At 69.2% G+C, this 21,768-nt stretch carries 15 protein-coding genes; 6 read left to right on the forward strand and 9 right to left on the reverse strand.

Going from position 1 to position 21,768, the window contains the following annotated elements:
- Positions 1 to 3: 3 nt before the first annotated feature.
- Positions 4 to 858 carry a PHP domain-containing protein gene (locus tag AMS67_RS15395; RefSeq protein ID WP_053388137.1) on the forward strand — a complete coding sequence of 285 codons (855 nt, stop codon included), beginning with the start codon at positions 4 to 6 and terminating at the stop codon, positions 856 to 858.
- Between the two features lie 28 nt (positions 859 to 886).
- Here AMS67_RS15395 and AMS67_RS15400 read toward each other — a convergent pair whose 3' ends face one another.
- From AMS67_RS15400 to AMS67_RS15435, 8 genes are all read right to left on the reverse strand, one after another.
- Entirely contained in the window at positions 887 to 2,674 is a 1,788-nt protein-coding gene (locus tag AMS67_RS15400; RefSeq protein WP_053388138.1) for an ABC transporter ATP-binding protein, read from the reverse strand.
- Positions 2,671 to 4,314, reverse strand: coding sequence for an ABC transporter transmembrane domain-containing protein (locus AMS67_RS15405; protein ID WP_082305556.1), 1,644 nt, complete (start codon positions 4,312 to 4,314; stop codon positions 2,671 to 2,673). Before AMS67_RS15405 ends, AMS67_RS15400 begins: the two co-directional genes overlap by 4 nt.
- A complete protein-coding gene (locus AMS67_RS15410) occupies positions 4,311 to 5,183 on the reverse strand; it encodes an ABC transporter ATP-binding protein (protein ID WP_306455255.1) in 873 nt (290 codons plus the stop codon). Before AMS67_RS15410 ends, AMS67_RS15405 begins: the two co-directional genes overlap by 4 nt.
- Positions 5,184 to 5,206: 23 nt before the next feature.
- Positions 5,207 to 6,322: a FecCD family ABC transporter permease gene (locus tag AMS67_RS15415; protein ID WP_241488111.1), complete on the reverse strand. Its 1,116-nt coding sequence runs from the start codon at positions 6,320 to 6,322 to the stop codon at positions 5,207 to 5,209.
- Entirely contained in the window at positions 6,319 to 7,413 is a 1,095-nt protein-coding gene (locus tag AMS67_RS15420; protein WP_053388140.1) for a FecCD family ABC transporter permease, read from the reverse strand. Before AMS67_RS15420 ends, AMS67_RS15415 begins: the two co-directional genes overlap by 4 nt.
- Positions 7,413 to 8,429, reverse strand: a complete 1,017-nt coding sequence (locus AMS67_RS15425) for an ABC transporter substrate-binding protein (protein ID WP_053388141.1) — start codon at positions 8,427 to 8,429, stop codon at positions 7,413 to 7,415. The genes AMS67_RS15420 and AMS67_RS15425 overlap by 1 nt, the downstream gene beginning before the upstream one ends.
- Before the next feature lie 135 nt (positions 8,430 to 8,564).
- Positions 8,565 to 9,389: an AraC family transcriptional regulator gene (locus AMS67_RS15430; protein ID WP_053388142.1), complete on the reverse strand. Its 825-nt coding sequence runs from the start codon at positions 9,387 to 9,389 to the stop codon at positions 8,565 to 8,567.
- Complete coding sequence (locus AMS67_RS15435; RefSeq protein ID WP_053388143.1) at positions 9,386 to 10,975, reverse strand: DEAD/DEAH box helicase; 1,590 nt, start codon at positions 10,973 to 10,975, stop codon at positions 9,386 to 9,388. The genes AMS67_RS15430 and AMS67_RS15435 overlap by 4 nt, the downstream gene beginning before the upstream one ends.
- Positions 10,976 to 11,116: 141 nt before the next feature.
- On the opposite strand from AMS67_RS15435, the gene AMS67_RS15440 reads away from it, so the two are divergent.
- From AMS67_RS15440 to AMS67_RS15450, 3 genes are read left to right on the forward strand one after another with little or no spacing between them, the layout of a single operon-like run.
- Positions 11,117 to 11,836, forward strand: a complete 720-nt coding sequence (locus AMS67_RS15440) for a ferritin-like fold-containing protein (protein WP_053353327.1) — start codon at positions 11,117 to 11,119, stop codon at positions 11,834 to 11,836.
- Between the two features lie 7 nt (positions 11,837 to 11,843).
- Positions 11,844 to 13,022: a methyltransferase domain-containing protein gene (locus AMS67_RS15445; RefSeq protein WP_053388144.1), complete on the forward strand. Its 1,179-nt coding sequence runs from the start codon at positions 11,844 to 11,846 to the stop codon at positions 13,020 to 13,022.
- A gap of 50 nt (positions 13,023 to 13,072) precedes the next feature.
- On the forward strand, positions 13,073 to 14,461 hold the full coding sequence (locus AMS67_RS15450) for a bifunctional phosphopantothenoylcysteine decarboxylase/phosphopantothenate synthase (protein ID WP_053388145.1): 1,389 nt from the start codon (positions 13,073 to 13,075) through the stop codon (positions 14,459 to 14,461).
- Between the two features lie 99 nt (positions 14,462 to 14,560).
- Here the strand turns inward: AMS67_RS15450 and AMS67_RS15455 are convergent, their stop codons facing one another.
- Positions 14,561 to 14,785 (reverse strand): DUF3107 domain-containing protein, encoded by a 225-nt coding sequence (locus AMS67_RS15455; RefSeq protein ID WP_053353324.1) that lies wholly within the window; start codon positions 14,783 to 14,785, stop codon positions 14,561 to 14,563.
- A 205-nt stretch (positions 14,786 to 14,990) separates the two neighbouring features.
- Here AMS67_RS15455 and AMS67_RS15460 point away from each other — a divergent pair, with 205 nt between their 5' ends.
- Together AMS67_RS15460 and AMS67_RS15465 are read left to right on the forward strand one after the other, a co-directional pair.
- Positions 14,991 to 18,248, forward strand: a complete 3,258-nt coding sequence (locus AMS67_RS15460) for a PD-(D/E)XK nuclease family protein (RefSeq protein WP_053388146.1) — start codon at positions 14,991 to 14,993, stop codon at positions 18,246 to 18,248.
- Entirely contained in the window at positions 18,245 to 21,760 is a 3,516-nt protein-coding gene (locus tag AMS67_RS15465) for an ATP-dependent helicase (protein WP_053388147.1), read from the forward strand. The genes AMS67_RS15460 and AMS67_RS15465 overlap by 4 nt, the downstream gene beginning before the upstream one ends.
- Positions 21,761 to 21,768: the final 8 nt, after the last annotated feature.

Genomic DNA, 21,768 nt, shown 5'->3' on the forward strand with positions numbered 1-21,768 from the left:
AGGATGACGGATTCCGCGGCGGGGCAGCCTGGCTTCGATCTGCACACGCACTCGGTGTTCTCGGACGGCACGACCCGGCCCGCTCAGATCGCGCGCGATGCCGCCGACATCGGCTTGGCCGGGTTCGCCCTCACCGATCACGACACCATCGATGGGTGGGACGAAGCGCGTGAGGCGGCGGCCTCGGTGGGCGTCGATTTTCTGCCGGGCATCGAGATCACCACCAAACACGGCGGCAAATCTCGGCACCTGCTCGGGTACGGCATCTCTCCGCTCGCCGGTGAACTTTTCGACGCCCTTGCCCATGTGCGCCGATCGCGCTTGACCCGCGCACGCGAAATGGTGCGTCTGGTCGCCGCCGATTACGCGATCACCTGGGAGGCCGTCGTCGGCGACGAAGACGCGCGCACGGTCGGTCGGCCGCACATCGCTGACGCGCTCGTGGCTGCCGGGTATTTCCCCGATCGCAGCACGGTGTTCGCCGAGCTGCTCCATCCGCGCTCCCGGTACTACCTCGGCACCGACGCGATCGAGACCGTGGAAGCGATTCGCATGGTGCACGCTGCAGGTGGCGTCGCCGTGCTCGCCCACCCGGCTGCGTTCCGACAGCGGACTCCCGTATCTCCGCGCGAACTCGGCGAGCTCGCCGAAGCGGGGCTCACCGGAGTCGAGCTGCGCCATCCCGAGCACCGCGACGACTGGATGCCTCCGATCATCGCGGCGGTCGCTCAGCAGGGACTCGTGGCGACCGGCTCGAGCGACTACCACGGCGCCGGCAAGCCGAATCTCCTCGGGCAGCAGACCACCGACCTCGAGACGGTAGCGCGGCTCCGCGAAGGGCTCGCGACGCCGCGCTGAATCGACTCAGGGTGATGCGCCAGTCGTCTCAGTGGCCCTGCGACGCAGACCAGAGTTCGGCGTACGGGCCCGGCACCGCCCGCAGTTCGTCGTGAGTGCCGGTCTGGGCGATCCGGCCGTCGTGCATGACCACGATGCGATCTGCGCTCGCGGTCTGAGCGAGCCGATGCGCAATCACGACCGAGGTGCGGGGGCCGGCAGCGGCGCGCGACGCGGCGTCGAGCAACTCCGCATCTTGCGAGCCTGCTTCAGCGGTTGCCTCATCGAGAATGACCAGCGGGGCTTCGGCGAGCGCGACGCGTACGAGCGCGAGGTGCTGGGCCTGACCGGGAGTCAGGGTGAGGCCGGTATCGCCGATACGAGTGTCGAGCCCCTCGGGCAGATGCAGGATCCACTCCGCACCCAGGCGCCCGATCGCCGCGGTGATCGCGGCGTCATCGGCGTCGGCGAAGAGCGTCAGATCGTCGCGCACGGTGCCATCGAACACGTGCGGCTCCTGCGCGAGCAGCACGGACGCGGCACGCTGATCGACGGGGTGTGCCTCGGCGAGCGCGCGTGCGTCGTGCCGCACCGTGCCGCGGCGGGGCACGAGCTCGCCGGCGACGACGCGGGCGAGCGTCGACTTGCCCGCGCCGCTCGCGCCAACGACGGCGACGAACTCCCCGGGGGCGATGGAGAGCGCAACATCAACGAGGTCGGTGGTGTCGGCGCGGTAGCCGAATTCCAGATCGACGATCTCCAGGTGACCGCGCCGCACGGCAGCGGTGGGGGCGCCAGGTGTCGGTGCGCCCACTGCCGATTCGATCGCCATCGTCTGGCGATCCGGCACCGGGAGCATGATGACGCCGGTGAGTCGCGCGAGGCTCGCCCCGGCGTCTTGCAGGTCATCGATGCGTGCGAGCAGGCTGCCCATCGGGCCGAAGAGACCGAGAAAGTACAGTGCGGCGGCGGTCGCAGCACCGATTTCGAGCGTGCCCGACGAAACCAGGAGGTACCCGACGAGCAACACGGCCGTGAGCCCGACGAACTCTGCGAAGTTCAGATTGCCGAAGAACACGTTTCGCACGTGCGTCGCGCGCACCTCCAGCCCGATAGCCTGCTCCGATGCGTCGCCGATGCGGGTCAGGTGTCGGGTTTCGGCCTGGAGGGCGGCGACCGTGTCGGCGCCGCGCACGGCCTCGATGGTGCGCTGGCCCCGCTCGGCGACCGCAGCGCGGTGATCGCGGTAGACCGGAGCGCTGCGCCGCAGGAAGACCCGCAGGGCGATGATCTGGATGGGGGCCGCGGCGAGAGCCGCCAGGGCGAGTCGCGGGTCGAGCACACTCATCCCGACGAGGCTGAGCGCGATGCCGAACCCCGCACTGAGGAGCGCCGGCAGCGCTTCGGAGACGACCTCACCGACGGCACGCACATCGGTGGAGAGCCGGGAGATGAGGTCGCCGGTGCCGGCGGCCTCGATGCGCGCGGCGGGCTGAGCGAACGCCGAAGCGAACGCGGATTCACGCACGACACGGATCGTGCGCTGCGCCAGACGCGCGAGGAGCACGCGGCCCAACCACGTGAGTGCGGCGCCGACGGCGAAGGCGACGACGAGCGCGATGACGACGGGCACGAGCACGGACGCGTCACCGGCGACGACGCCGTCGACGAGACGGCCGACGAGCCACGGAGCAACGAGTGCGGCACCGGTGCCCGCGCCAATCGCCAGGAGTGCGGCGATGGGAAGCAGGGGCGTGCGGCCGATGGTGCGAGTGAGGAATCGCGCCGTGTCGCGACCGCTCGCCACCGGGAGCTTGGTCGTCTGGGGATCGCTCATCGGGTGGCCTCCCGGAGGTCGTGCACCTGGTCGCAGGCGGCGAGCAAGCTGGGACGATCGGTGATCAGCAGCATGGTGCGGCCTGCCATGCCGAGCGCTGCGGCGATGCGCGCTTCGGTCACCGGGTCCATCGCGGTCGTCGGCTCGTGGAGCACGAGCACCTCGTGCGGCTGGTGCAGGGCGCGCGCGAGCAGCAGCCGCTGACGCTGGCCGCCCGAAAGCCGCAGCCCCCGCTCGCCGAGCGGCTCGTCGAGCCCGAGCGGCAAGCGCGCGACAACCTCATCGAACCCTGCCGTCGCGAGGTGCGTTTCGTCGGCGGGTGCGCCGAGGTTCTCAGCCGCCGAACCGCTGAAGACGGCGGCGGCGTGCGGGGGTGCGAAGATGGCGGTGCGCAGCGCCCGTGAGTCGAGCGTGCTGGCATCGATGCCACCGATCGAGATCTCACCGGGAAGTGCTCCGCGACGCGCGCCCAGCAGATCGGCGAGGTCGTTCGCGTGCGCCGGGTCGCACCGCACGCCGACGACCGCGCCCGGGGGTACGACGACGGAGCCCTGCGCAGTGGCGATGGCGAGCGGGGCGGGCGCGCTGTTCGCGGTCGATGTCGCGATCGGCTTGGCAGGTTCGGTGCGGGGTGCCGGATCCTCCAGCCCGGCATCGGGTGCCGCGTCGCCCGAGAGGTATTCCGACAGTCTCCGCGCCGAGCCGTGCTTCGCCGCGATCTGTGCCGGTACCGAGCCAAGGGTCTGCAGCGGTTCCTTAATGATCTGCGCCAGCCCCATGGCGGTGACGAAACCGCCAATCGATACGTCGCCGTGCAGCGCAAGCCAGCCGCCGAGGGCGGCGATGCCGGCGAAGACGCAGCCGCTCACCAGCGTTGCGAGTGACGCGAGACCCGCTGATGAGCGCTCAGCGCTGAGGGCGGCCTCCGCGGCGCTGGCGCTTTCCGCCCGGTATCGTTCGCTGGCCCGTTCGGCTCCGCCCAACGAGCTGAGCACACGGAAGCCGGTCGCGAAGTCCGTTCCCACCGTGTCGAGGCGCGCTGCGCGGTTCTGCGCGGCGAAACCGCGTCGACGCAGGGGGCCGCTCACGAGGTGCACGAGAGCACCCTGCACCAGGGCGCCGACGATGGCGGCCACCGCCAGCTGCCAGGCGATGCCGAGCAGCACGAACACCGAGAGGCCGACCGCGGCAACGGACGCCGCGATTTCGGCCGCGACCCAGAAGATGCCCGCCGACTGGAACGTGTCTGAGGCGGACAGCGCCAGCACGTCGCCCGTCGGGCGGCGACGCGATCCGTCGAACAGGGCCGCCCCGATCACGCGTTGACGCAGGGTGTGCTCGCCGCGGGTGTACACGCGGGTGCCGACGCGCACGCCTGTCTGCCAGGCCACGATGAGTAGCAGGAACGCCGCAGCGAGCAACCCGAGCGACCAGACGAGCGCGAGCGGATCCCGAAGTCCGATCGCATGATCGATGACGACGCCGACCGCGACCGGCACGAGCACCTCGCCGAACTGGTGCGCCGCGAACCCCGACAGCGCGAGCGCGGTGCGCCCGGGACGCCGACCGCCCGAGAGCGCCTCGCCGAAGACCGCTCCCGGCGTCACCCCGGCGCGCTGCGCACGACCGCGACGGCTCACGGTGCCGGGGTGCCCGGGACAGCGGGAAGCGGGGATTCAGGCATACCCGCCATCGTATCGTTGGCGTCGAAGCCGGTGTCGAGGCTGCGGTCGAGCGGCACCACGAGCGGGCCACCGGTCACCGGGTCCGCGATCACCCGGCTCTCGAGGCCGAAGACCTCGGCGACGAGGTGCTCGGTGACGATGTCACCGGGCGGGCCCTCGGCGACCACCCGGCCATCGCGCATCGCGATGATGTGCGTGGCGTAGCGCGCTGCGTGATTGAGATCGTGCAGCACCGCGACGAGGGTGCGGCCCTCGCGGTGCAGCCGCCGAAACAGGTCGAGCAGCTCGATCTGGTGCGCGATGTCGAGAAACGTCGTCGGCTCGTCGAGCAGCAAGATAGGTGTCTCTTGCGCGAGCGCCATCGCGACCCATGCGCGCTGCCGCTGCCCGCCCGAGAGCTCGTCGACCTGACGCGTTGAGAGCTCCTCGGTGTGCGTCGCGGCGAGTGCGGCGGCCACGGCGCGCGCGTCTTCCGCCGACCACTGCTTGATGAGACGCTGGTGTGGAAAACGGCCTCTCGACACGAGATCTGCGACGGTGATGCCATCGGGCGCGATCGAGGTCTGGGGGAGCAGCCCCACCTCGCGGGCGAGGATCTTTGCGGGCATCTTCGCGATCGACCCGCCGTCGAGTAGTACCGCGCCGGCGACGGGCTTCAGGAGTCGCGAGAGACTGCGCAGCAGCGTCGATTTGCCGCACGCATTGGGTCCGACGATCACCGTGAACGACCCGTCGGGGATGCGCACGTCGAGGTGCTCGGCGATGTTGCGCCGATCATAGGCGAGCGTGACGTCGTCGGCATGCAGCCGAGCACTGGAACGCATTACGGTGGGGTCCTTTCGAAGAGTCATCGGCGCTGCGTCTCCCGGACGAGCAGCCAGACGAAGTAGACACCGCCGACGCACACCGTGACGATGCCGACCGGCAGTTGCAGAGGAGCAAACGCGCGCTGAGCCGCGAAGTCGCTCACGACGAGCAGGAACGCGCCGGTGAGGCCCGCGGCGAGTAATCCCACACCTGCCGAGCGTGTGAGACGTCGGGCGATCTGCGGCGCCACGAGCGCGATGAACGCGATCGGCCCGGCGGCGGCGGTGACCAGGGCGACGAGCGCGACGCCGACCACGACCGCAACGAGACGCACCCGCGTGGGCCGCGAACCAAGCGACCCGGCGGCGTCGTCGCCGAGTTCGAGCACCCGCAGCCCGGGCGACAGGGCGAGTGCCGCGGGCACGAGCACCAGAAGCACGACGAGCACGGGCCCGAGCGTCTCGATCGTGATGCCGTTCAGCGATCCGCTGCCCCAGACACCGGCGGTGAGCTGCTCCTCGACGGTCGCGCGGAGCATCAGGTACATGTTCACCGCGGCGAGCATCGCCGAAACCCCGATGCCTACGATGATCAACCGGAAGCCCTGCACGCCGCCTCGGTAGGCGAGCACAAACACGACGAGCGCAGTGATGATGCCACCCACGAGCGCGCCCGTCGCGACCGCCGCATAGCCTCCGCCGGTCACCAACAGCACGATGAGTGCTCCGGTGTACGACCCCGACGAGAATCCGATGACATCGGGGGAGCCGAGCGGGTTGCGGGTGAGCGACTGGAAGATCGCGCCCGACATGCCGAGTGCGAGACCGAAGAGGGCGGCGAGCAGCGCCCGAGGCAAACGCCACTCGCGCACGACCAGCACGGTGCCGCCGTCAGCCGTGCCGAGCAACCCCTGCACGACGTCCCCGATCTGAAGCGATGTCGCGCCGATGGCGATGGAGAGCACGATCGCGAGCATCGTCGCCACCCCAATGACGAGGGTGACGAGAGCGGCCCGTGCCGAAAGGTTCCACGACCAACGCGCCGACTGGGCGATGACGCGGCGTCCACCGAAGCGCACCTCGGGGGTCGGGTGCAGGTGATCCCGCACCGCCGCAGTCTCGCCGGCCCGGCCGGTTCGCAGCAGGTCGCCGCTCACAGCGTGCTCACCTGGCGGCGTCGCGCGAGCACGATCAGTACGGGCGCCCCGACGACGGCCGTGACGATGCCGACCTCGAGCTCTTTCGGTGCGAGCACGACGCGGCCGATGATGTCCGAGGAGAGCAGGAGGAGTGCGGCGGCGACCGCGGAGAACGGGATGATCCAGCGCTGATCGGGGCCGGTGAACCAGCGCACCACGTGCGGCACCATGAGGCCGACGAACCCGATCGGGCCGGCGGCGGCAGTCGCGGCCCCCGCGAGCAGCGTGACCGCGACGATCACGATGATGCGCGTGCGCACGACATTGGCGCCGAGGGACCGGGCGAGATCGTCACCGAGAGACACGGCGTTCAGGGCGCGCCCGGAGACCGCGCCGAGCCCGAGCCCGATGGTGATCGGCGCGAGCACCGTGGCGACGGTGCCCCAGCCGCGGCCGGCGAGTGACCCGGCGCTCCAGCGCAGCATGTCGCTGAACGCGTCAGGATGCAGCATCGTGATGACTCCCGCGAATCCGCCGAGGAGTGCTCCGAGTGCGACGCCCACAAGTGTCAGACGCACCGGCGTCGCGCCGAGGGAACCCATCGACCCGAGCGCGTAGACGGCGGCGGTGACGAGTACAGCGCCTCCGAACGCGAACCACAGGTACTGCGACATTGCGGTCACCCCGAAGAGTCCGATCGCGACGACAACGGCGAGATTCGCGCCGGCGCCGACGCCGAGAATGCCCGTATCGGCGAGCGGGTTGCGGGTGAGTGCCTGGATGAGCGCGCCGGCGGTGCCGAGCGCACCGCCCACCAGAAGCGCGAGAGCGGCCCTGGGCAAGCGCATCTCGTGCACGATGTACGAGGTCTCGCCGCCGTCGGCGTGCCAGAGGGCCTGCCACACCTCAGCGAACGCGATGCCGCGAGCTCCCACCCAGAGGCTGCCGAGTACGGCGATGGCCAGCAGCGCGAGCGCGGCGACGAGAAAGATCGTGCGCGTCGCGGCGAGTCGGGGTACGCCGGAGGCGACACGCTCTGTGCCCACCGAGGGGGCTTCGGAGCGCGCCGCCGGGGCGCTGATCGGCGCGGTGACGTGCGTGTTGGGCATCAGGCCTGGGCGTCGACCCGCTGCTGCACCTCGGCGAACAGCGCGTCGAGGTCTTCCAGATTGTCGCTTGCCCAGCCGAACGAGCCGGTGGGTGAGAGCGGGATGTAGTCGAAGACGAGGCCGTTCTGTACGGCCGGGAGCCCGGCGTAGATGGTGTTCTTTGCCAGATTCTGCTTGATTTCGTCGTCGCTCTGCAGGATGAAGATGACATCGGCGTTCGACAGGCGGTCGATGCTCTCGTACGAGAACCACTCGGGGAAGAGCGCCTCATTCACCTCGTCGTCCTGCTGCTCACGGAACGTCACGCCGAGGTCGCGGAGAATCGGGGTGGCGAAGTGAGTATCCGCGTAGGTGCCCCACTCGTCCGCCTGCGGTACCAGGACCGTGTAGGCGCGGTCCGTGAGCAGATCGCCGTACTTCGCGATGATCTCGTCGCGGCGTTCGTTGTAGGCTTCGTCGAGCGGGGCGAGCTCGTCTTCCTTGTCGAGAATCTTCGCCATCTCGGTCGCGCGTGTGCGCCAGCTCTCGCCGTCGCGAGCGGGGAAAGTGACGATCGGCGCGACCTTTTCGAGTTCGGCGCGCAGCGGATCGTCCATGGTGAGGAAATCGCTGGTGGCGACGATGAGATCGGGGTCGGCCTCGGCGACCGCTTCGAGGTTGATCTCGTAGTACTCGCCGATCGACTGCGCGTCGCTGTCGGCGATTGCTCGCGTGTACTCCTGCGGAATCGCGACGCCATCGGTGTCGGTGAAGTAGGTGTTGACGACTCCGACCGGCGTGACGCCGAGATCGAGCAGTGCCGCGGGGGTGTAGAAGTCGACGGAGACGATGCGGTCGATCTGCTCGGGGAGCTCGACCGTGCCGTACTCGTTCTCGTACGTGCGGGTGTCAGAGCTCTCGCTCGCGTTCGAGGCAGGCGCGCATGCGGCGAGGCCGATGGCGGCGGACGCGGCGAGCACGATGCCTGCGGTGCGGCGCATCGCGATGCGGAACGAAACGGGCGTGGGGTGGGTCATGGCACTCCTGAGTCACACGGAATATCTGTCGGGCGACATCATCGGATGTTGATGAGGCGCACCTGAATTACCGTAGTGGACCTTGACTGCGGAGAGGGGACGAGCTGTACCGGTTTTGGGACGAATCTGACGGGGTTACGACGCGCTTCCCGCACGGGCTCCGCGCAGGTACTCCGCCGGAGTCTGGCCGGTCAGCTCGCGAAAGTGATCGATGAACGTCGACGGATTGCGGTATCCGATCGTGCGGGAAATGGACACCACCGAACGCCCGCGCGAGAGCTCCTTGATTGCCAACTGGAGTCTCGCGAGGACCCGCCACTGGGTCAGCGTGGTGCCGGTCTCGGTCGCGAACTGGCGAGCGAGCGTGCGCGGATGCACTCCGCACGCGACGGCCCAGTCGGCCGTCGTTCGGCGATCGGCCGGGTCGGCGAGGATCGCTCGAGCGACCGGGAGGAGGTGCATGCTGGTCGGCATGACGAGTGCGAACGACTCCTGCGGCGCAGGAACCAGCAGATCGAGGATCACTCGTTGCAGCCGCAACCGAGCGGCCTCGTCGAGCAGATCGCCCTGGAGGTTGTGCGTCAAGAGCACACGCAATGGTTCTGTCATCGCGACGCCCGTAATGACGCGGGGCATCGCGGAGACGTTCGCCGCGGCATCGACGAAGTAGGTGGCGCGCACGCGTGCGCCCGCGTCGGCGGCGACGGCGTGCGAGACGCCCGCGGGCACCCACACCGCGAGCGTTGGCGGAACTGCCCAGACTCGACCGGCCGCTCTGAGTCGCACAACGCCGGCGTCGGACCACAGCAGTTCGTGCTCGACATGGCGATGCTCGGGCCAGTCCGCGGCGTCCGCGAGGTCGTAGTCGAGCGTCGTCAGGAGATAGCCGTGCGGAACGTTCGGCGGAAGCAGAGCGGGGGCGGCCGCCTCGTCGGCGTCCGCCCCCGTCTGGGCGATCATTCCGAGGCGGTCTCGCCCGCGCTGCTCGACGAAGCGTCGCTCGCGGGGGCCGTGCTCCCTGCGCCGCCACTGCGGCGACGGCGGCGACGACGCTTCGGGGCCGCGGTCTCGCCCGAGGCAGCGAGTGCGTCGGCCGGCGTCAACGGGGCACCGGGCTCACCGCCGCCCTCGGTATCGTGCCCGTGCTGCTCATGGCTGTGGCCCTCGTGACGGCCACGGCCCTGCGGATTCGCGCTTCGGGTGCGGCGGCGCGTGCGCGTACTGGTGCTGACCCCGTCACCGTCGGCCGGGAGGCCGTCGGTCGATCTCGAGCCACCGGTGCGCTCACCGCGCTCACTTCGGCCGCCGCGCTCACCGCGCCCTCCGGCGCGCTCGCGCGGAGCGCGCTCCTTGACCGGTGTGGCCTTGAGGCGGCCCTTCGACCCCTCGGGAATCTTGAGGTCGGCGAAGAGGTGCGGCGACGACGAGTAGGTCTCAACCGGGTCGGGCACGCCGAACTCGAGCGCTTTGTTGATGAGTGCCCACTTGTGCAGGTCATCCCAGTCCACAAAGGTGACCGCGATGCCGGTGCGACCCGCGCGACCGGTGCGGCCGACGCGGTGCAGGTAGGTCTTCTCATCATCGGGCACGGTGTGATTGATCACGTGCGTCACATCGTCGACGTCGATGCCGCGGGCGGCGACATCGGTGGCGATGAGGATGTCCTTCTTCCCCGCTTTGAACGAGGCCATCGCGCGCTCGCGCTGCTCCTGGTTCAGATCGCCGTGCACCGAAGCCGCGGAGAAGCCGCGATCGACAAGCTCCTCCTGAAGCTTCGCCGCCGCGCGCTTCGTGCGCATGAAGATTACGGTCTTACCGCGGCCCTCGGCCTGCAGAATGCGGCCGATCACCTCGTCTTTGTCGAGCGAGTGGGCGCGGTAGATGATGTGCTCGATGTTGGCCTGCGCTGCGCCCTCGTCCGGGTCAGAAGCGCGGATGTGAATCGGCTTCGACATGAATCGACGCGCTAGCGTCACGATCGTGCCGGGCATCGTCGCGGAGAAGAGCATCGTGTGACGCGTCGGGGGCGTCAGCGAGAACAGCTTCTCGATGTCGGCGAGGAAACCGAGGTCGAGCATCTTGTCGGCCTCGTCGAGCACCATCTCGCGCACCTTGCCGAGATCGAGCAGGCGCTGGTTCGCGAGATCGAGCAGACGACCTGGGGTACCGACGACGATCTGCGCCCCCGCCTTCAGCTGCTCGATCTGCCCCTCGTAGGCCTTGCCGCCGTAGATCGGCACCACGGTCGCTGCGCGATTCTTCGCGGCGAGCTCGAGATCTTCATAGACCTGCACCGCGAGCTCGCGGGTCGGCACGACGACGAGCGCCTGCACGCCCGGTGCCGGGTCGGTGCCGATGCGCTGCAGCAGGGGCAACCCGAAGCCGAAGGTCTTGCCGGTGCCCGTCTTGGCCTGGCCGATGATGTCTTGCCCCGTGATGGCGAGCGGGATCGTCTGCTCCTGGATGGGGAAGGCATCGACGATGCCTTCCGCCGAGAGCGCATCGACAAGATCCTGATCGACGCCGAGTTCGAGGAATGTGGTCATAGTGCGTCCTGTTCGATCGGTGCGGTGCTGCGCGCGCGATTCGATAGAGCGCAGCGGCCGGGGCTCCGGTGGCCCTGGCGTTATGGTCGTTCCCGGTCAGTCTATTCCAGGGCATCCCCATGGCGACGGTAAGCTGACAGGGTGTTCGAGTGGATCAAAGGACTGCGCCGAAAGAGCGCCCCGCAGCGTAAACTGCGCTCGCGCGGTGACGACAGCGACACCGAGCGCGTCGAGCTCGCCGAGTTCGCTCCCGCGATCCTGCCGTTTCTCGGGCTGACCGCCTATCTGCAGCTCGAGCTCTACGAGGCCGCCACGCGTGCGGTTGCGGGGGCACCCTCGCTCAAAGCGAAGGATGTGCTGGCGCGCGTCGCCGGGCAGACACTCGCGAAGCATCAGCAGCTCACGAACGAGATTCGTGAGCGCGGGCACGAGCCTCACATCGTCATGGAACCGTTCTCGACGGTGATCGACTCGTACGTCGAGCGCATCGATGCCGACGACTGGCACCAGCACGTGCTGTCGCTCTACCTCGTCGGCGGGCTGTTCGACGACTTCTTCGCGAGCCTCGCGGGCGGGCTGAGCGACGGGTACCGCACGGAGGCCATCGCGATCCTGAGCAACGACACCGGTCGACCCGAGCTGAAGTCGCTGCTCGAAGAGGCCCTCGCCGCCGATGCAGAGCTCGCGAGCTGGCTCGCGCTCTGGGGGCGCCGCCTGGTGGGCGACACCCTGCTCGTGTCGCGTGCGGTGCTGTCGCTCAGCGACCACCGCCCGTTCGTCGCAAGCGAGGTCGAGCCGGTCTTCACCGAGCTCATCGCCGACCACATCCGCCGCATGGACGGCCTGGGGCTGACCGCCTGAGGCGACGATGCTGACCGTTCCGCACTGCGCCTACTTCGAGGCGGGGCGCTGCCGATCGTGCGCGCTCATCGAAACGCCGTACCTGAAACAGCTCACCGATAAGGAGCGTCGGTGCCGCGAGCTGCTGCCGCAGGTTGCCGAAGCGCAGTGGTTGCCGAGCGTTGCCGGGGGAGTCGCCGACTTCCGCAACAAGGCGAAGCTCGTCGTCGGAGGAAGCGCCGGGCGCGTGTCGCTCGGCATCCTCGGGCCAGACGGACGAGGCGTCGACCTGCGCGACTGCCTGATCCAGGAGCCCGGCATCCGCGAGGCGATCCCGCCGCTCGGGGCGTTTCTCGAAGCGACCCGACTCGCGCCCTACGACGTTCCGACGAAGCGCGGCGAACTGAAGTTCGTGCATCTCACGCTGGCGCCCTCGGGCGCGCTGATGCTGCGCTTCGTCGTGCGCACGCAGCAGGCGCTGCAGACGCTACGCAAGGCGCTCCCGGACCTGCTGCGCCGGGTGCCGCGTGCCGCCGTGGTCAGCGTGAATCTGCTGCCCGAGCACAAGGCGGTGCTCGAGGGCGAGCGCGAGGAGCTGCTGCTCGGATCATCGCTCGAGATGGATCTCGGCGATGTCTCGCTGCACCTGCGACCGCAGAGCTTCTTCCAGACGAATACGCCGGTGGCCCGCGCACTCTACGCTCAGGCGGCCGAGTGGGTGGTCGCCGAGCGCCCCGTATCGATCTGGGACCTCTACTGCGGCGTCGGCGGGTTCGCGCTCCACTGCGCGATCGCCGCCCGAGACGCGCCCCGGTCGTCGCACATCGACGCGGCAGCGCCTCGCGTGCAGGGTGTCGAAATCAGTGCGTCGGCGATCGAGTCGGCCCGACGCAGCGCCGCAGACGCCGGGATCGAAGCCGACTTCGTCGTCGCCGACGCCACCGCCTACGCGCTCGCCGCACCGGCTGAGCAGATCCCGCACACCGTCATCGTGAACCCGCCGCGCCGCGGCATCGGTGCGCAGCTCGCAGAGTGGATCGAGGCAGCGCCCGCGCAGCGTGTCATCTATTCGAGCTGCAACCCCGAGAGCCTCGCGCGCGATCTCGCGGCCATGCCGTCATGGTCGGTGCGTAGCGCGCGCGTCTTCGACATGTTTCCGCACACGAACCACCTCGAAGTGATGGTGCTGCTCGAGCGGCGAGTCTGATCTCGGCCGCGCCGTATCCCGTTTCGGTGCGGGGATGGGAGGATGGCCCCATGAACATCGTGCTCGGAGTCACCGGCGGCATCGCCGCGTACAAGGTTGTGCTGCTCGCCCGGACCCTGGTCGAGGAGGGGCACGAGGTGCACGTCGTGCCGACCGAAGACGCCCTGAAGTTCGTCGGAAAGCCGACGTGGGAGGCGATCAGCCGCAATCCGGTGACGACGTCCGTGCACGAGGACGTGCCCGAGGTGCGCCATGTGGCGCTCGGTCAGCGCGCAGACCTGATCGTCGTGGCGCCCGCGACCGCGAACACCCTCGCGCGCATGACCGCGGGCCTCGCCGATGACCTGCTCGGCACCACGCTACTCGCGACGCGTGCACCGGTGCTCGTGGCGCCCGCGATGCACACGGAGATGTGGCAGCACCCGGCGACGCAAGACAACGTGGCGATTCTGCGATCGCGCGGCGTGCACTTCGTGGGGCCGGAGTCGGGGCGGCTGACCGGCGCCGATACCGGGCCGGGGCGCATGAGCGAGCCCGACACCATCGCCGCTCGCGTGCGCGAACTCTTGTCGGGTGCGATCGAGGTCGAAGATGCGGCTGAGGTCACCGATGCGTTGGATCACCCGGACGTCGTCGACGCGCCGCCGACGGTCGCCGCACCGATGATCGCGACGGAAGCGCCCCTCGAGACCACGGCTGCCGAGGCGTTCGACTCGGCGCGCATCGATACGTCGGGCGCCGTCCACACGCCGGATCTGGCGGGGCTGCGCATTCTCGTGACCGCCGGCGGAACCCGGGAGCCCATCGACCCGGTGCGCTACCTCGGTAACCGTTCGAGCGGCCGGCAGGGGGTCGCCATTGCGGCCGCTGCAGCGGATCGCGGGGCGAAGGTGGTGCTCCTCGCCGCCAACATCGACGACGCCGTGCTCGACGAGGTGCGAGATCGGGCCGCCGTGCGCGTGGTGCCGGTCGGCACGACCGCCGAACTGGAGACCGCCGCTCGCGCCGCCGCCGCGGGTGCCGAAGCCATCATCATGGCCGCCGCCGTCGCCGATTACCGTGTCGCGAACGTCGCCGATCACAAGATCCGCAAGGAAGACGCGCCCGGCTCGGCTCCCGTGCTCGAACTCGTCGAAAACCCCGACATCCTCGTCGGGCTGGTGCATGAGCGTCGGCCCGGACAGATCATCGTCGGGTTCGCTGCCGAAACGGTGCAGAGCGAAGACGAACTGCTCGAGCGAGGTCGTCGCAAGCTCGCGCGCAAGGGCGTCGACCTGCTCGCCGTCAACGCGGTCGGTTGGGACGCCGGATTCGAATCCACCGAGAACACGCTGCATCTGCTCGCCGACGACGGCGAGCGCGCCGCGGTGGCCTCGGGCAGCAAGCGAGACGTCGCCGACGAACTGCTCGATGCGGTGCGCGACGCACTGCGCGGGTAGGCGACCCGCCCGCGAAACGACGCTGCCCGGTGAACCTCAGGGGTTCACCGGGCAGCGTCGTGATGAGACGTCAGGTCTCGGGCGATCGCGACGAGCGCGTCAGCTGATGAAGCCGACCTTGCGTCCGCCTTCGCCGCCGAGCTCGACGTAGGTGATCGACTCCGTGTTCACCAGGTACTGATGGCCCTTGACGTCCGAGAACGACACGAGCGCGTCGCCCTTCGACGCGGCGTCTTCGATGCTGCTGCGCACCTGATCCGCGCTCGCGTCGGTGTCGAACGCGAGTTCACGGGGAGAGTGCTTGATACCGATGCGGATTTCCACGGGGCCTCCTGAAAGTGCGGTGGCGGGATCGCCACATGCGTCTGAAATCGAGTCTACGGGTGGTGCGCCACGAGCCGGCCCGGTGAAGCGGTGCGTTCGCCAGCAGCGCACCGATGCTCCCGGCGATCGCCGCCCGCCGCACGCTGGTCGGCCGCCTCGGAGCGGGTGCGCCGAGATTGTCGGCGGCGCTCAGTAGGCTGACGATATGACCGAATTCGACCCGTCGCAGGTGCGCGCACGCGATCTCGTGACGCTCCTCGAACCCGGGCAGCACGCCCGCGTACTCGGTGCTCCCGGCAGCGGCAAGACGCTGGTGCTCGTCGAGGCGTTCCGCCAGGCACGCGAGCGAGAGGGGTGGGGCGAAGGCGATGTGTTGGCGATCGCCCCGAACCGCCTGGTGGCGGCCGATCTGCGCGCCCGGGTCGAGCGTCGCATCGGTCGCGCCCTCGGCGGCACCCCCGTGCGTACCGCGGCGTCATTCGGGTTCGCCGTGCTGGCGCGTGAACACGCGATTGCCGGCACCGAGGCCCCGCGCCTCTTGACCGGCACCGTGCACGACGAGGTGATCGCCGAGGTGATCGCTGCGGTCGACGCCCCTGCCGCAGCAGCGGCCGCTGGTCTGATTCCAGAGGTGCTCGCGACCGCTCCGTTTCGTGCCGAGCTGCGCGACCTGGGGCGCGTGCTCGACGACTACGGGCTGCAGGCATCGGAGCTGCTCGCTGCGCTTGACGGTGCCGCTGCGAGCGACTCGGCGTACTCGTTGGCCCCCGACGCCGAACTCGCATCGCGTTGGCGGGTCGCCGCGCGGCTCATCGACGCGGTCGAGCACCGGCTTCGTTCCACGCGTGCGGGGGAGTCGAGCGCCAGCGCCTTGCTCCGTGCTGCGGGAGCGGCGATTCGCGCACACGGGGTGCGGTCTGACGCACACGCCTCGGGGCAGGCGTTCGCGGTGCCGCGCCTGATCCTCGTCGATGACGCGCAAGAACTCGGCGAAGGGCCGCTCGCATTGCTCGCGGCGTGCGCCGAAGCCGGCAGCAGCATTGTCGTGTTCGGTGACCCAGACATCGCCACAGGGGCGTTTCAGGGTGAGCGCGCAGGGGTACTCGCGGGCGTCGACGCAGCTCTCGCTCGTCGCATCCCCTCCGAGCAACTGCGATCGCGTGCCGCGGCTGGCGTGCCTAAAGAAGTGTGCGTGGCGCTCGATCGGGTGCATCGGCAGCACGCAACATTGCGCGGGTTCGTTCGCTCGCTCACCGATCGCATCGGAGCAGCCGGTGCCGGCGCGCAGCGGGCTGCTGAGGCGGCATCACCCGAAATGACTCCGTCCGCAGTGTCTCCTGACGCAGCGGACGCGGCGGCGGCCACACATGCGGTGCAGTTCGCCCGTGCCGAGTCACCGGCTGAGCAGCTCGGCATCATCGCGCACCGATTGCGCGCGCGACATCTCGGACTCGACGGTGTGCCAGCCGTCGACTGGAACGATATGGCGGTGATCTGTCGCAGCCGCGGCGAGGCGATGCGCGTTGCTCGCGCGCTCGCGGTGCACCAAGTGCCCACCGGCATCGCATCCGGGGGGCTGGTACTGCGCGAGCATCGGGTCGTTCGAGAACTCGTCGAGTTGCTGCAGCACGCACTGGGCCTGCGATCGCTGACGGCAGACGAGATCATGCGGCTGGCGGGCGGGGTCATCGGCGGCCTCGATCCGGTCGCCGTGCGTCGATTGCGCGGCGCCCTGCTGCTCCAAGAGCGCCGAGACGCTGCGGCTGAATCGCGGGCGCCCGAGTCCATCGATGCGCTCGTGCTCGACGCGTTCGCGTTTCCCGGTGCGACGCCCCTCGTCGACAGTGCCGGCGGTCGCACGCTGCGCCGTCTCGGTCTGATCGCCCAGGCGGCCGCACGCGTGCGCGAGGCCGGAGGCACGGCTCGCGAAACGCTCTGGGCGGTGTGGGACGGCACGCGACTCGCACCCAAATGGCAGGCGGATGCGTTAGACGCGCGAGGCGCACGGGCCGACGACGCCCACCGCTCGCTCGATGCGGTGATGGGCCTCTTCTACACTCTGCAGCGACACGAGGAGTCGGCGAGTGCTCAGCCGGTCGACGCGCTGCTGAGCGATGTGCTCGAAAGCACGGTGCCCGAAGACTCCCTGGCGCAGCGCAGCCAGCGCGCCGCAGTCACCGTCACGACCCCGCAGGGAGCGATCGGGCGCGAATTCTCGATCGTTGCGGTGGTCGGAGTGCAAGACGGCGCCTGGCCAAATTTGCGCTCGCGCGGCTCGCTACTGGGCACGGCAGCCCTCGAGCGCTGGCTGCGCGGTGCGGCTGCGACCGCGCCTTCCCGACGCGACACGATGCACGACGAGCTGCGCCTGTTCGCCCACAGCTGTGCGCGGGCTCGTAGTGAACTGCTGGTGGTCGCGATCGGCGACGAGCAGCAGCATCCCAGCGCATTCTTCGGGCTCGGTCGTGAGCACGCGGTCGTCGGTTTGCCCAGCACGCGACTGACGCTGCGTGGGCAGGTGGCGGCCATGCGACGCCGAGTGGTCACGGATGCAGGCGACACCGAGGCGCAGTCGACACTCGTCGCGCTGGCGCGCGCGGAGGTGCCGGGGGCGCACCCTGATGACTGGTACGGAGTGCGCCCGCCGAGCACCAGCGCGCCGCTCACCGACCTCGAGGCCGACCCTGACGCGACGGTCGGTGTCAGCCCATCGCAGCTCGAACGCGCCGAGACGTGCCCACTCGATTGGGCAGTCTCCAGTCTGGGCGGCGGGTCGGGCAGCGTCCAGGCGAGCCTCGGCACACTGCTGCACCATGCATTCGAAACGGCGACCGAGCCCGAACCCGATGCGCTCCTGGAAATCGTGCAGCAGGAGTGGGCGAAGCTGCCGTTCGTCGCCCCCTGGGAATCCGAACGCACCGAGCGTCTCGCGCGCGCGATGACCGCCGGGCTCGCCGCCTATCTCCAGGAATTCACGACGTCAGATCGCGAGCTCATCGGAACCGAGGCGGCATTCAAAGTGCGCATCGACCGCGCTGAATTGCGTGGCATCGCCGACCGTTTGGAGCGACGGGAGACCGCTGATGGTACAGAAGAAGTGACCGTGCTCGACCTGAAGACCGGGCGCACGCCCCCAAGCGGTCCAGCTTCAGAACAGCACGCGCAGTTGCAGGCCTATCAGCTCGGGGTGCTGCTCGGTGCATTCGAGACCGGAGTAGCGCGCAGCGGTGGCGCGCGTCTGCTCTACGTGCACCCGGACGCGGCGAAGCAGAAGGGGTTCATCGAGCGTGTGCAGCAGCCGCTCACCGACGAAGCCCGCGAAGCCTTTGCGGAACGGGTGTCGTCGGTCGCCCGTGTGATGGCGGGCGGGAGCTTCACTGCACGTATTGAACACCACTGCTCAGACCCGCACCAGCCGGGCAACTGCCGCCTGCACGTGATCCCAGCGGTGAGCCGCGCATGACCGCTGCCGCACAACGCGAACCGGTGTTCTCCGCGACCCGCATCGCCGAGATCCTCGCGGTACCCCCGTCGACACCACTGGTGCCGACGATCGAGCAACGCGGTGTGATCGAGCACCCGCTCGGCAGTTCGACGCTGGTCGTCGCGGGCGCAGGCAGCGGCAAGACCGAGACGATGGCCAATCGCGTCGTCTGGCTCGTGGCGAACGGCCTCGCCGCCCCCGACGAGGTGCTGGGCCTCACGTTTACCCGGAAGGCCGCCGGTGAGCTGCGCGAGCGCATCTCACTGCGCCTGGCGGTGTTTGCGGAGCGATTGCGCGACTCGGAGGAACGCGGCGCGCTTGAACCCGGTGAAATCGAGCGGGCTGGTGAACTCCAAGCGCTGCTCGCCGACGGGCTCGAGATTCCAGAGGTCAGCACGTACAACGCGTTCGCAGCCGGTGTGCTGCAAGAATTCGGCATCGCTGCCGGAGTAGCTCCTGGAGCATCGGTGATCGATGAAGCGACGGCCTGGCGCATCGCACGCGAGGTCGTGCTCACGAGTCACGACCCTGCGCTCGTCGACAGTGAATTGCGGGTGCCTGAACTGGTTCGCCACATGCTCGCACTCGACCACGCGGTCGCGGACAACCTCACCTCGCTCGACCGTGTCGATCGAGTGGTCGAAGAATTCAGGCGGGTCATTCACCTCCCGTACAACGAGAACGAGATCGGGCGCGAGCCGAGCGGCAAGCAGTACGCGCCGGTGCGAGACGCCGTGGCGAGCCTTGCCGAAACCCCGCTCATCACCCGCCTGGCTCGAGCGTATGCCGCCGAGAAACAACAGCGCGGGGTCATCGAGTTCTCCGACCAGTTGGCGCTTGCCACCGAGGCGATCGAGCAGTCGCGGGAGGCACGGCGAGTACTTCGTCGTCGGCACCGAGTGGTGCTGCTCGATGAAGTGCAAGATACGTCGGTCGGCCAGACGCGCTTTCTCTCACGAATTTTTTCAGGTGGGTCGGTCATGGCCGTCGGCGACCCGCATCAGTCCATCTACGGATGGCGCGGCGCCTCCGCTGAGGGGCTGCAATCATTCCATGCCGATTTTGCTCCGCGGAAGGCCGACGGGGGAGACCGTCACGAACCGGAGAGAGCACTGCGATCTGAGCCTGCAACCCTGACACTCTCCACGAGCTGGCGCAACCCGAAATCTGTGCTCGATATCGCGAACGCCATTGCGCGGCCGCTCGCAGCAGAATCGCTCATCGACGTCCCGGTGCTGGCGCCTCGGCCCGGAGCCGGAAGCGGCGGCGTGGAATGGCGATATCCCGAGACGGTGCACGAGGAACGCGTTGCGGTGGCCGAATGGATGCGCGACGCACGGCTGCAGCACGTCGATGAGCATGGCGAGCTTCCCACCGCGGCGGTGATCTTTCGCACGCGCGGGTCGATGGCGGCGTTCGCCGCCGCGCTCGCGGAGGTCGGCGTACCGGCGCGCATCGTCGGTCTCGGTGGCCTGCTCTCGACCCCTGAGGTCACCGACGTGGTCAGCGCACTGCGCTGCCTCTGGTATGCAGACGCCGGTGGCGAGCTCATCCGGTTGCTGACCGGCCCCCGCTTCCGCATCGGAGTTGCCGACATCGCCGGGCTTCGGGAAGCCGCGCGTTGGTTCGGGGAGCGCGACGTGACGCAGCGTCCTCTGACTCCTGAAGAGCGTGCGCCCGACCAGGTGCTTCCGGACCCCGACCGCACGTACACCCTCGTCGACGCGCTCGACCAGATCGCCGGCATGCGCGGACTCGATCACCGTGCGCTGTCGAACATCAGCGCAGTCGGTCGAGAGCGCCTGCGTGATGCCGGGCGCATGCTCGCCACGTTGCGTCAGAGCGTCGGCGGCAGTATTGCTGAGCTGATCGGTGCGACCGTGCACGCGTTGCGCATCGATATCGAACTCGACGCCAATGAAGCCGGCCCGCATGCCGGCAGCTCAGCGGTGCACGCCAACCTCGATGCGTTCACCGCGCTGGTCGAGGGATATCTCGCGATCGACACGCTCGGCACGCTGCCATCGCTGCTCGAATGGATCGAACGCGCCACTGAGAACGACGACGTTGCCGAGCACGTTGCCGCACCCGCTCCAGGCACCGTGCAACTCATCACCGCGCACGGGTCCAAAGGGCTGGAATGGGATCTGGTCGCCGTTCCCCGGTTCGTCACCGGAGAGTTTCCGGGCTCCGCGCGCGCGGGCGCCGGGTGGCTGCGCACCGGCCAGATTCCCGACGAGTTGCGCGGCGATGCGTCGGCGCGACCCTCGCTGAACTGGCGCATTTCGGAAACGCAGCAGGAGCTCCGCGACCGCATTGCGGAGTATCGCGAGGCGTTGAAAACGCGTCACCTCGATGAGGAGCGGCGGCTGGCCTACGTCGCCGTCACGCGCGCCGCCGATCGATTGCTGCTCACCGGTTCATTCTGGGGCGGCCAGATCCGGCCGCGCACCCCGTCACCGTTCATGGTCGAGCTCGTCGAAGCCGGCCTGCTCGCCGGGCTCCCTGAGGAGTCTCAGCACGACGCGGATCCGAGCGAACGCGAGGAGCTCACGCTGCAGTGGCCGCTCGACCCGCTCGGAACGCGAACGCCGGCCGTGCTCGCCGCTGCTGAACGAGTGCGTGCGGCGCTCGACGGCGCGGACGCGCGCGATGCGAGCGGTGCGCGCGACGAGAACGACGCGGAAACGCGTGGCACGGCAGCGGGAGTGGCTGCTGGGAACCCGGAAGACGCCGACGGCATCGACCCCGCAGTTCGACTGCTGCTCGCCGAGCGTGCAGCGACCGAACGGGGGATGGTCACGGTGGCGCCACCCGCAGAGCGACTGACCGCGTCGACATTCCACGAATTCGTCGAAGATCCGCGTGCCGCAGAACGCGCGAGACTGCGTCCGGTTCCGCAGCGCCCGTATCGCCGCACCCGAGTGGGCAATCGTTTCCATGAGTGGGTGGAGCGACGCGCTACGACGGCACGCGGCACTGAACTGGCACTCGTCGGGCTTGACGACCTCGTCTGGGACCAGGGACGTTCGCTCGACGCCGACCCGCACGACAACGATCCCGACGCGGCCGAGCTCGCTCCGCTCATCGAGCGCTTCGAACAGTCGCGGTGGGCGCGGCTCACCCCGATCGCCGTCGAACAAGAGGTGACGCTGCCGTTCGCCGGGCGCACACTCGTGTGCAAACTGGATGCCGTGTATGCGCACGATGATGGCCGGGTCGAGGTCGTCGACTGGAAATCCGGCCGCTCACCGCGCACTGACGCCGAGCGCGCATCGCGTTTCTTCCAGCTCGACCTGTATCGGCACGCGTATGCGCAGTGGGCCGGTATCGAACCCGATCAGATCGATGTCGCCCTGTTCTACGTCGCCGAGGGAGTCGAACTCACGGGCGGCGCGCTCCGCAGTCTGTCGGAACTCGAGCAGATCTGGCTCGACGCCGCTGCGCGGCTCACCGCCGACGACATCGCGGAGGCGCGGTCGCCCGTGTAAGACGTCTC

Origin of the sequence: Leucobacter japonicus (assembly GCF_001273855.1) — a bacterium.
Lineage (GTDB): Bacteria > Actinomycetota > Actinomycetes > Actinomycetales > Microbacteriaceae > Leucobacter > Leucobacter japonicus.

Excerpts from the sequence above, each read along its gene's own strand:
- AMS67_RS15395 (WP_053388137.1), top strand. The coding sequence starts at position 4 with ATGACGGATTCCGCGGCGGGGCAGCCTGGCTTCGATCTGCACACGCAC.
- AMS67_RS15400 (WP_053388138.1), bottom strand. The coding sequence starts at position 2,674 with ATGAGCGATCCCCAGACGACCAAGCTCCCGGTGGCGAGCGGTCGCGAC.
- AMS67_RS15410 (WP_306455255.1), bottom strand. The coding sequence starts at position 5,183 with ATGCGTTCCAGTGCTCGGCTGCATGCCGACGACGTCACGCTCGCCTAT.
- AMS67_RS15420 (WP_053388140.1), bottom strand. The coding sequence starts at position 7,413 with ATGCCCAACACGCACGTCACCGCGCCGATCAGCGCCCCGGCGGCGCGC.
- AMS67_RS15425 (WP_053388141.1), bottom strand. The coding sequence starts at position 8,429 with ATGACCCACCCCACGCCCGTTTCGTTCCGCATCGCGATGCGCCGCACC.
- AMS67_RS15430 (WP_053388142.1), bottom strand. The coding sequence starts at position 9,389 with ATGATCGCCCAGACGGGGGCGGACGCCGACGAGGCGGCCGCCCCCGCT.
- AMS67_RS15435 (WP_053388143.1), bottom strand. The coding sequence starts at position 10,975 with ATGACCACATTCCTCGAACTCGGCGTCGATCAGGATCTTGTCGATGCG.
- AMS67_RS15445 (WP_053388144.1), top strand. The coding sequence starts at position 11,844 with ATGCTGACCGTTCCGCACTGCGCCTACTTCGAGGCGGGGCGCTGCCGA.
- AMS67_RS15450 (WP_053388145.1), top strand. The coding sequence starts at position 13,073 with ATGAACATCGTGCTCGGAGTCACCGGCGGCATCGCCGCGTACAAGGTT.
- AMS67_RS15460 (WP_053388146.1), top strand. The coding sequence starts at position 14,991 with ATGACCGAATTCGACCCGTCGCAGGTGCGCGCACGCGATCTCGTGACG.
- AMS67_RS15465 (WP_053388147.1), top strand. The coding sequence starts at position 18,245 with ATGACCGCTGCCGCACAACGCGAACCGGTGTTCTCCGCGACCCGCATC.